The sequence below is a fragment of the Micromonospora sp. NPDC047740 genome (genome assembly GCF_043204735.1).
GTDB lineage: Bacteria > Actinomycetota > Actinomycetes > Mycobacteriales > Micromonosporaceae > Micromonospora.
In genome coordinates this window covers 498903-508684 of the sequence record NZ_JBIDCT010000002.1, presented here as the reverse complement: position 1 = coordinate 508684, position 9782 = coordinate 498903, and the positions used below count along the sequence as shown (strand labels likewise).

General features: G+C 74.0%; 11 protein-coding genes and 1 pseudogene. 5 read left to right on the top strand and 7 right to left on the bottom strand.

The window, feature by feature from the left end:
- Nucleotides 1-344: 344 nt before the first annotated feature.
- Entirely contained in the window at nucleotides 345-686 is a 342-nt protein-coding gene (locus ACGF4F_RS06950) for a hypothetical protein (protein WP_393075585.1), read from the bottom strand.
- 625 nt (nucleotides 687-1311) lie between these two features.
- Between ACGF4F_RS06950 and ACGF4F_RS06945 the strand changes: the two genes are divergently transcribed.
- Nucleotides 1312-2430, top strand: coding sequence for a tyrosine recombinase XerC (locus ACGF4F_RS06945; protein ID WP_393075582.1), 1119 nt, complete (start codon nucleotides 1312-1314; stop codon nucleotides 2428-2430).
- A gap of 88 nt (nucleotides 2431-2518) precedes the next feature.
- Nucleotides 2519-3700, top strand: a complete 1182-nt coding sequence (locus tag ACGF4F_RS06940) for an aminotransferase class V-fold PLP-dependent enzyme (RefSeq protein WP_393075579.1) — start codon at nucleotides 2519-2521, stop codon at nucleotides 3698-3700.
- Here the strand turns inward: ACGF4F_RS06940 and ACGF4F_RS06935 are convergent.
- Nucleotides 3701-4198: pseudogene (locus ACGF4F_RS06935) on the bottom strand (murein hydrolase activator EnvC family protein); the annotation flags it as partial.
- On the opposite strand from ACGF4F_RS06935, the gene ACGF4F_RS06930 reads away from it, so the two are divergent.
- From ACGF4F_RS06930 to ACGF4F_RS06920, 3 genes are all read left to right on the top strand, one after another.
- Complete coding sequence (locus ACGF4F_RS06930) at nucleotides 4180-4461, top strand: hypothetical protein (protein WP_393075576.1); 282 nt, start codon at nucleotides 4180-4182, stop codon at nucleotides 4459-4461. The pseudogene ACGF4F_RS06935 and the gene ACGF4F_RS06930 overlap by 19 nt on opposite strands.
- Before the next feature lie 62 nt (nucleotides 4462-4523).
- Nucleotides 4524-5237 carry a class I SAM-dependent methyltransferase family protein gene (locus tag ACGF4F_RS06925; RefSeq protein WP_393075573.1) on the top strand — a complete coding sequence of 238 codons (714 nt, stop codon included), beginning with the start codon at nucleotides 4524-4526 and terminating at the stop codon, nucleotides 5235-5237.
- Nucleotides 5234-6340 carry a sulfite oxidase gene (locus ACGF4F_RS06920; protein WP_393075570.1) on the top strand — a complete coding sequence of 369 codons (1107 nt, stop codon included), beginning with the start codon at nucleotides 5234-5236 and terminating at the stop codon, nucleotides 6338-6340. The genes ACGF4F_RS06925 and ACGF4F_RS06920 overlap by 4 nt, the downstream gene beginning before the upstream one ends.
- A 46-nt stretch (nucleotides 6341-6386) precedes the next feature.
- Here the strand turns inward: ACGF4F_RS06920 and ACGF4F_RS06915 are convergent, their stop codons facing one another.
- From ACGF4F_RS06915 to lepB (ACGF4F_RS06895), 5 genes are read right to left on the bottom strand one after another with little or no spacing between them, the layout of a single operon-like run.
- Nucleotides 6387-6710 carry a DUF2469 domain-containing protein gene (locus tag ACGF4F_RS06915; RefSeq protein WP_007075222.1) on the bottom strand — a complete coding sequence of 108 codons (324 nt, stop codon included), beginning with the start codon at nucleotides 6708-6710 and terminating at the stop codon, nucleotides 6387-6389.
- The gene (locus tag ACGF4F_RS06910) at nucleotides 6707-7621 is read right to left on the bottom strand and encodes a ribonuclease HII (protein WP_393075567.1); all 915 of its coding nucleotides are present in this window, start codon (nucleotides 7619-7621) and stop codon (nucleotides 6707-6709) included. The genes ACGF4F_RS06915 and ACGF4F_RS06910 overlap by 4 nt, the downstream gene beginning before the upstream one ends.
- Nucleotides 7615-8100: an NUDIX hydrolase gene (locus ACGF4F_RS06905; protein WP_357433690.1), complete on the bottom strand. Its 486-nt coding sequence runs from the start codon at nucleotides 8098-8100 to the stop codon at nucleotides 7615-7617. The genes ACGF4F_RS06910 and ACGF4F_RS06905 overlap by 7 nt, the downstream gene beginning before the upstream one ends.
- A 48-nt stretch (nucleotides 8101-8148) precedes the next feature.
- A complete protein-coding gene (lepB, locus tag ACGF4F_RS06900) occupies nucleotides 8149-8781 on the bottom strand; it encodes a signal peptidase I (RefSeq protein WP_357433692.1) in 633 nt (210 codons plus the stop codon).
- A complete protein-coding gene (lepB, locus tag ACGF4F_RS06895; RefSeq protein ID WP_393075563.1) occupies nucleotides 8778-9659 on the bottom strand; it encodes a signal peptidase I in 882 nt (293 codons plus the stop codon). The genes lepB (ACGF4F_RS06900) and lepB (ACGF4F_RS06895) overlap by 4 nt, the downstream gene beginning before the upstream one ends.
- Between the last annotated feature and the right edge of the window lie 123 nt (nucleotides 9660-9782).

The following is a 9782-nucleotide window of genomic DNA, read 5'->3' as shown; positions in this document are numbered from 1 at the left end:
ACCGGCCCTCACCGCCAACCCACGCCACCGGCATCCTCCCCGAGCCAACCCAAACGTGATGCGCCACAGGGTGAACACCGAAACGCTTCCCGGCCTTGGAGAGCCGAGAACGTTCCACACAGGCCAATCTATGATCATTGATCATCGATAATCAAATCGGTTAGCCTGGAGAGCGTCGCGGCACGCGTCGGGGTGGACCTACGCACGGCCACGCGGAAGCTGTCCATGCTGGAGGAACTGGCGCTGGTGGTACGCCGCGACGCCGGCTACGCCCTCGCGCCGCCCGACAAGCGTGCGGGCCCCGCCGCCAACACCACGAACACGCCGGCGTGACGGAGCCGGTCTCAGTCGCCCTCGAATCGGATCTCGACGTCCCGCCGGTCCAGGCAACGCCGCGCGAGCAGCGCCAACCGACGGATGTGGGTGACCTCTGCGGGCGTCCGGGCCAACTCGGCCAGGCAGCGCAGCTCGGCGAGCAGTTGCTGGGTCGCCTCGGCGTCCACGACCGACTCGCCCAACGGGTCGACGCGATCCAGCAGCGGCGTACGACCCCCGCCCCGCGCCCGCTTGAGCAGGTCGAGCAGCACGTCGTCCGGGTCAGCGACCACCTCCGACGCGACGTACGACGGCCGGTGACATACGGGCCCGGCCCGCACCACCCGGTAGAGCACGGCATCCACACCCACGCTTGCTTCCTCTCCCGGCCGCGTCGCTCGCCCGGATCGACGCCTGTCCCGACTGGCTCACCCTTTCGCGCCGCCGTGCCGGGGAATCACCCCGCCACGGCGCACCCCGGCCGCCACGGCGCAGGCGGCACCTGCCGGCAGCGGCGCGCCCGGCCTTCGAGGGCCTGGCCGGCGCCGCCACTGTCCTCTTCGTATGACCAGTTTCCCGTGCCCAGGCCCCGGTCAGCCACCCCGACCTGCGGCTGGAACCCGCCCGCCCGACGTACGCCGCCGTCCGGGCGGCCCCGGGGCAGGGCAACCACCCGGCCGCCCTGCCAGGTCGGCAGGCCCGGCAGGTCGGCAGGACCGACAGGTCGGCGGCAGGTCGGCCGGTCGACAGGTCGGCAGGTCGGCAGGACCGACAGGTCAGCGGCAGGTCGACCGGTCGACAGGTCGGCAGGCCCGGCAGGCCGGCGGCGGGGCGGGCGGCGTGGGCTGCTCTCCGGCGGTCGCGCCCGTAGGCTGAGCCGGTGTCCGCCGACAGCAGGGGCCGCCGGGGCCGCGGAAGTCTTCCACGGCACGCCGACGCGTCGCCGTCCCGGCTGACCGGGCCCGCGGCGAGGCCGAACTGGGGCCGGAGGTGCCGGTGAGCGGCGAGCGGCGCGGCACCAGGGCGGCACACGAGGCGCTGCCGCCGCAGCTACGGGAGGCGGTGGACGCCTTCGCCGACCATCTGGCCGGGGTACGCAACCGGTCCGCGCACACCGTGCGGGCGTACGTGACCGACCTGGTGTCCCTGCTCGACCATGCGGTACGGATGGGCTGCGCCGACCTGTCGGAGCTGGACCTCGCGGTGCTGCGGAGCTGGTTGGCGAAGCAGCGGACGATGGGCGCGGCACGCACCTCCCTGGCCCGTCGGGCCGCCGCCGCCCGCACCTTCAGTGCCTGGGCCCACCGGGCCGGCCTGCTCACCGCCGACGTGGCCGCTCCGCTGGCCAGTCCCCGCGCCCACCGGGACCTGCCCACGGTCCTGCGGGCCGACCAGGCCGCCGCCCTGATGGACGCCCCACGCGTCCGGGCCGTCGGCCAGGCCGCCGCCCGGGCGGACGCCCCGCACGTCCGATCCACGGCCGAAGGCCCGACCACCGGCGACGGGCCGACCGCCAGCGCCAGTCCGTCGGCGCGCGGGGGCTCGGGCGACAGCCGGGGCGGAGCGGCCGAGGGCACCGCGTCCGGTCAGGAGGGTCCCGGCGGCGAGGACGCGGCGCTGCTGCGTGACCGGGTGCTGCTCGAGCTGCTCTACGGCACCGGGGTGCGGATCAGCGAGGCGTGCGGCCTGGACGTCGCGGACGTCGACCACGCCCGCCGGGTGGTACGCGTGCTGGGCAAGGGCGGCCGGGAGCGCGCCGTGCCGTACGGGGTGCCGGCGCAGCGCGCGTTGGACGCCTGGCTCAGCCGGGGCCGACCGGCGCTGGCCGGCCCGGGCTCGGGGGCGGCGCTGCTCCTCGGCGTGCGCGGCGGGCGGCTCAACCCGACGACCGCGCGGCGGATCGTCGCCGGGTACGCCGATGCCGCTGGCCTTCCCCGCACCACCCCGCACGGGCTGCGGCACTCGGCGGCCACTCATCTGCTGGAGGGTGGGGCGGACCTGCGCGCTGTGCAGGAGTTGCTCGGTCACTCCTCGCTGGCCAGCACCCAGATCTACACGCACGTGTCGGTGGAGCGGCTGCGGGCGGCGTACCGGCAGGCGCACCCGCGGGCCTGACGGCCGGAAAGCTTCCCGCCGCCGCAAGGGCGGCATGCCCTCGCGGCGAACGGCGGGTTGATGATCCACGGCGGGCTACGATCAACGAATGACCGTCCCGCAGCCGCCCGAGCCGATCCCCGGTGCTCGGCTGCTCTTCTCCCTCGATCCGTCGGTCAGCCATCTCAACCACGGGTCGTTCGGCGCGGTGCCGATCGGGGTACAGCGGGCCCAGCAGCGCCTGCGCGACGAGATGGAGGCCAACCCGCTGCGCTTCTTCACCCAGGGCCTGGTCGACCGGATCGCGCACACCCGGCGGCACCTGGCCACCTTCCTCGGCGCCGACCCGGACGGCACCGCGCTGGTGGGCAACGCCACCACCGGTGTGGCGGTGGTGCTCCAGTCACTCGGCCTCCGTCCCGGCGACGAGGTGGTGACCACCGACCACGGGTACGGAGCGGTCGCCTTCTCGGTGGAGCGGGAGTGTCGCCGGACCGGAGCGGTGTCCCGGACCCTGCCGGTGCCGCTGACCGCCACCGACGAGGAGGTGGTGGAGATCGTCCGGGCCGGGCTGCGTCCGGGCCGGACCAAGCTGCTCATCGTCGACCAGATCACCTCGCCGACCGCCCGGCTCTTCCCGACGGCCGCGATCGTCGGGCTGGCCCGGGAGCACGGGGTGCCCGTGCTGGTCGACGCGGCGCACGCGCCGGGCATGTTGCCGATCAGCGTGGCCTCGATCGGTGCCGACTTCTGGGTGGGCAACCTGCACAAGTGGGCGTACGCGCCGCGGGGGACCGCCGCGCTGGTGGTGGCCGGGGCGTGGCGGGAGCGGATCCAACCGCTGGTCGTCTCGTGGGAGCAGGAGACCGGCTTCCCCACCCGGGTCGAGTGGCAGGCGACGCTGGACTACACCGCCTGGTTGGCTGCCCCGGCGGGCCTGTTCACCCTGCGCACCCTGGGCCTGGACCGGGTACGCGCGCACAACGCCGCGCTGGTCGCGTACGGGCAACGGGTGGTCGGGGACGCGCTCGGGGTGGCGCCGGCCGACCTGCCGGAGCCCGGCGGACCGACGGTCGCCATGCGGCTCGTCCCGTTGCCGCCCGGCGTCGCCCCGACGATCGACGCGGCGCGGGAGCTGCGCGCCCGGATCGCGGAACGGTTGGCCGCCGAGGTCTCGGTGGCCTCCTGGCACGGCCGGGGCTGGCTGCGCCTGTGCGGCCAGGTCTACAACACCCCCGACGAGTACGACCGGTTGGCCGCTCGTCTCCCCACGCTGCTGGCCCAGGGCTGAGCCGTTGAGCGGCAGCAGCCGCACCGGGCCGAGCCCGAGGAGGGCCAGCGGATCGAGGTACTCCTCGCCCCGGCGCAGCCCCCAGTGCAGGCACGCCTCGGCGGGGCAGCCGGGATGGCCGGCGAGCAGGGTGCCGATCGGCGTGGCGGCACTGACCGGGGTGCCGGCCGGCAGGCGGGGGTCGACCGGCTCGTAGGTGGTGCGTAACCCGGTGGTGTGTCCGACGGTGACCACGGGCCGCCCGGCCACCGTGCCGGCGAAGAGCACGACCCCGGCGCCGGCCGCACGCACGTCAGCACCCGGGGTGGCGGCCAGGTCGACGCCGCGGTGGCCGGGCAGCCACGGCTGCGGCGGCGGGTCGAACCGGCGTACCGGTCGGGGGGTGCCGGCGAGCGGCCAGCCGAATCGCGCGGCGCCGGACGGCCCGGGAGGCACCCGGTCGGCCGGTGGCCGATGGCCGGCGGCCGGCGGCCGGCAGGATGGGCGGCAGTGGTCGGATCGTCATCCGGTCGGACGAGCCCGCCGGAGTGGTCGGTGAGGGCGATCTCGTCGGCGGCGGCAACTCCCGGTTCATCAGCGGGACGGACGCCGCCCCGGTGGCGGCCCCGGCCGGCCGGGGCCGGACGGCGACCGGGACGACCAGCAGCAGGAGCCCGAGGGCCGCGGTGGCCCGGCGCAGCGGTTTCGGCACGCCGGACACCCTGCCGTCACGATCGGTGTCGCCGCGACCGGCCGGAGCGGTGCCTGTGGACGACTGGTGAGCTGTGGACGGCCCCCCGTGCACGGGACCGATCTGATAATCGACGGCCCCTATGCTGGCCGCGTGACGAAGGACTGGTACGCCTGGCACGCCGACTACGACCAGCCCGGCTCGGCGCTGTCCCGCCGTCTCGCCGAGCTGCGAAGCCGGATCCGGGACGCGCTGGACGCCGCGCCGGCCGGTCCGCTGCGGGTGATCAGTCTCTGCGCCGGCCAGGGTCGGGACCTGATCCCGGTGCTCGCCGCTCATCCCCGGCGGGACGACGTCACCGCCCGCCTGGTCGAGCTGGATCCACGCAACGTCGAGGTGGCCCGGGCGGCCGCCGCCGGGGCCGGCCTGCGCGGGGTGGAGGTGGTGGCGGGCGACGCGGCGCTGACCGACCGGTACGCCGATCTCGTGCCGGCCGACCTGGTCCTGGTCTGCGGCATCTTCGGCAACATCGTCGACGCCGACATCCGGGCCACGGTGCGGCACTGCGCCGCGCTGTGCGCCACCGGCGGCACGGTGTTCTGGACCCGGCACCGCCGCGAGCCGGACCTGGTGCCCGCCATCTGCGACTGGTTCGCCGAGGCGGGCTTCACCCCGGTCGCGGTGAGCAGCCCCGCCGACGAGGTGGGCGTGGGCGTGCATCGGTTCACCGGTATGCCCGACCCGCTGGAGACCGGCGTGCGGATGTTCGAGTTCGTCGGCGACGACCGGCTGACCCGGTCCGGCCGCTCGGTGGGCCAGGCCGCGCCTGCGACCCACCCCCTGACCGATCCGAGGGAGTCGAGATGACCACTGTGGACAACGTCAGCCACCCGTCCCGGGTGGCCGGGCCGGACGAGGCGATCAGCGCCGAAGAACTCCAGTTGGCCGCGCGCAACCACGGGATCCCGCTGGAGGCGCTCCGCTACGACGTGACCCCGGCCGGCCTGCACTACCTGCTCATCCACTACGACATCCCGGACATGGACCCGGCGGCGCACACGCTGACCGTCGACGGGGCGGTGCGGCGGCCGCTCACCCTGGACCTGGGCGCGCTGCGGGAGCGGCCCCGGGTCACCCACCGGGTCACCCTGGAGTGCGCCGGCAACGGACGGGCGTTGCTGCACCCGCGGCCGGTCAGCCAGCCGTGGCTGGTGGAGGCGGTGGGCAACGCGGAGTGGACCGGCACGCCGCTGGCGCCGCTGCTGCGCGAGGCCGGGCTCGCCGCCGACGCGGTGGATGTGGTCTTCACCGGGGCGGACCACGGGGTGGAGCGCGGCGTCGAGCAGGACTACCAGCGGGCGCTGCCGGTCGCGGACGCGCTGCGCGAGGAGGTGCTGCTCGCGTACGAGATGAACGGTGCTCCCCTGCTGCCCCAGCACGGCGCGCCGCTGCGGCTGATCGTGCCCGGCTGGTACGGCATGGCGCACGTCAAGTGGCTGCGGAACGTGCGGGTGCTGGCCGAGCCGTTTGACGGCTACCAGAACGCCGTGGCGTACCGGCTGCGGCAGGACGCCGACGACCCTGGCGTGCCGGTGACCCGGATCGAGCCCCGGGCGCTTGTCCGCCCGCCGGGCTTCCCGGACTTCATGTCGCGTACCCGGGTGCTGCGGCCGGGTCCGTGCACCGTGGACGGTCGGGCCTGGTCGGGGTACGCGCCGGTGACGGCGGTGGAGGTGACCTTCGACGGCGGTACGACCTGGGTGCCGGCGACCGTGGACGGGCCGACCGGGGGTGAGTGGGCCTGGCGGCGGTGGCACGTCGAGTGGCGCCCGACGCCGGGGCGCTACGCGCTGGGCGCGCGGGCGACCGACGCCTCCGGGCGTACCCAGCCGGTCGAGCAGCCGTGGAACCGGGGTGGTTTTGCCAACAACCTGGTGCAGCGGGTCGAGGTGGTGGTGCTGGCGGAGTGATCCGCCGTCGGCGGCGGGCGGCGCGTCGGCCGTCCCGCCGCCCCGGTCAGCCGCCGAATCCGGAGTCTGCGGGAAGCGAGATGTCGGGCTTTTCGAGCTCTTCCACATTGACGTCCTTGAACGTCATCACCCGGACATTCTTGACGAATCGCGCAGGCCGGTACATGTCCCACACCCAGGCGTCATGCATCTCGACCTCGAAGTAGACCTCACCGTCCGAGTTGCGGACGTGCAGATCGACCTGATTGGCCAGGTAGAAGCGGCGCTCGGTCTCCACCACGTAGGAGAACTGGCGGACAATGTCGCGGTACTCCCGGTAGAGCTGCAGCTCCATCTCGGTCTCGTACTTTTCGAGATCTTCCGCGCTCATCGCACTCCGCCTTCCATGACCACATCTTCCCCCACCGGCGCTGGAGGTCGCGGCTGCTCGCCCAACGCCACGCCGACGGTACCCCCTGGCGCGCCGGAACGCTCCATCGGCTCGTCCGGGCTCCCGGCGGGCCCCTCCTCCGGGCCGCCGAAGAGCGCCGCGACGGAGCCGCCGAACAGCGGCTCGTCCGGGCCCGGGCCACTGAACAGCGGCCCCTCCGTGTCGCCGGCCGCCGGCCGCCGCGAGCGGGGCGGCCGCCCGTCCCGGCCGGAGACGGTGGCGACGTTGACGTACGAGAAGCGGTGCTCCCGGCACGGCCCGAGCTCCCGCAGCGCGGCGGTGTGCTCAGGCGTGATGTAGCCCTTGTGCTCGGCGAAGCCGTAGCCCGGGTACCGCCCGTCCAGCTCGACCATGATCCGGTCCCGGGTGACCTTGGCCAGCACACTCGCCGCCGCCACGCAGGCGGCCACCCGGTCCCCCTTCCAGACCGCCAGCCCCGGCACGTCCAGCCCGTCGACGCCGAAACCGTCGCTCAACACGTACTCGGGACGGGTGGTCAGCGAGGCGAGCGCCCGGCGCATGGCGGCCAGGTTGCACACGTGCAGCCCACGCGCGTCGACCTCGTCGGCCGGGATGACCACCACGGCGTACGCCAGGGCCCGCGCCACCACCTCGTCGTAGATCCGCTCCCGGCTGGCCGGGGTGAGCAGCTTGGAATCGGCCAGCCCCTCGATCTCGCCACGGCGCCCCTCGGGCAGCACCGCCGCAGCGGCCACCAGCGGGCCGGCACACGCGCCACGGCCGGCCTCGTCGGCACCGGCCACGTGGCGGAAGCCCCGCCGTTGCAGGGCCCGTTCGAGGGCGTAGAGGCCGCCGTCGCGGCGCACCACCGTACGCGGGGGCGTCAGCACGGCTCACCCCCCGCGGCGGACCGGTCCCCGGCCAGCGCGGCGGCGAGCCGGTCCGGCAGGTCCGGCGGGTAGAAGCGCTCGGCGGTCGCGGACAGCTCCGCCAGCGACCACCAGCGGTGGCCGGACACGCTGGCCCGCTCGACCTCGTCGAAGCCGGTCGTGTCGACCTCCCAGGCGGGCACCCGGACCAGGAAGAACTCCTGCTCCTGGCGGTACCAGACGCCGTCGAACGGGAACTCGACCGTCTCCGCCCAGACCGGCGCGCCCAGCTCCGCCGGGGTGAGCCGCAGCCCGGTCTCCTCGGCCAACTCCCGGGCCGCGCCCGCGGCGGGGCTCTCCCCCGGATCCAGTCCCCCGCCCGGGGTGAACCAGTAGGCGTGCCCCGGTCGGCCCGGATCGGTGCCGGCGAACAGCAGCACCCGGTCGGACGCATCGACGAGCAGCACGCGGGCCGCGCGACGAGGGGTGTAGACGGTCACGGCCCAAGCCTGCCAGACGCGTCCGACGAACGCCCACGCCCTCCGGGGTCAGGGATTGGGAATCCCGTCGAACTGCTTCGGCACGGTGAGCCAGGTCGCCCGGCCGACCGGCCAGAAGATCGTGAAGGCCCGCCCGACCACCCGGTCCTCGGGGATGGTGGCCTCGTTGATGTCCTCGCCGGACTGCTGCCAGTGCTCCAGCGAGTCGCCGGAGGCCTGCCGATGGTCACCCATCACCCAGAGCCGGCCATCCGGCACGGTGATGTCGAAGTCCTGGTCGGCGGGCTTGTTGCCGGGGAAGAGATACGGCTCGTCGAGCGGCTTGCCGTTGATCACCAGCCGCTCCGCGCCGCCGGTGCGGTCGCAGCAGACCACGTGGTCACCGCCGACGCCGATCACCCGCTTGATGAAGTCCTCGCCCTCCGGATTGCCGCTCCAGTCGGTGGGCGCCTTGAAGACGATCACCTCGCCCCGGTGCGGCGAGCGGAAGTCGTAGACCAGTTTGTTGACCAGCACCCGATCGTCGATCTTGAGAGTGTTCTCCATCGACGGGGACGGGATGAAGAAGGTCTGCAGCACGAAGGCACGTACCAGCACTGCGACCAGGATCGCCACGCCCAGGAGGATGGGCAACTCCTTCCAGAAGGAGCTGCGCGGCTTTTCGGTCTGCTCGTCAATCACGGGAGGAGCCTACGTCCCCAGGCGCGGCGCAGTCGCCCCGAACTCGCGAGAACGGAGAGCGTGGCCGTGACCGGGAGGATCAGGACGACGCCGCCCACCGGGTCCGGATCGACGGGCACCGGTCCGGCCGGCGCGGCCTTGGGTTGCGGCAGGTCGGCGAAGGTCTGCGGGACCGGCAGGGTGGCCCACCGCTGCGACGGCCACACGATCATGAAGGCCCGGCCCACGACGTTGTCAATCGGCACCGGGCCCTGGCACCGGGCGTCCTGGGAGACCAGCCGGTGGTCGCCCATCACGAAGATCTGCCCCGGGGGTACGACCACCTCGGTGAACTGCCGGGAGCGGCACTCCTTCGGGTTCGGGGGCAGCTCGACCGGCGAGTCCTCCGACACGTACGCCCGCTCGTCCAACGGCACGTCGTTGACCACGACGCGGCCGTCGTCGCAGCACCAGATCCGGTCGCCCGGAACGCCGATGACCCGCTTGATGAAGTCCTTCTCGCCGGGGCGGCTGATCCCCACCAGGTCGCCGAGGGTGCGGCCGACCTTGCCGGCGAAGTTGGTCGGCGGCGCCGGGGCCTCCTGAGCCACCCACCGGTCGGTGCCCCGGAAGACCACGACCTCACCCCGGGCCGGGTCACGGACGTCGTAGACGACCTTGTTGACCAGCACCCGGTCGCCGATGAGGAGGGTGTCCTCCATCGAGCCGGAGGGGATGAAGAACGCCTGGAGCAGGAAGGTGCGGATCAGCACGGCCAGGCAGAAGGCGACCACCAGGAGCAGGGGCAGCTCCTGCCAGAGGGGCATCTGCCGGCGGGAGCGCCGGGCCCGCCGGCGTAACGGATCGACGGTGCCGTCCTCGTCAAGCATCTGCACCATGCCACTCTCCGGTCCGCGGAAACGACACTACCGCCCGGGAGTCTCGCCAGGAGACCCCACGGGCGGTAGTGGATCGCTGTGCCACCGCGTCGAGCACGCGCGGTGTGCCGTCCCCCTGCTCCC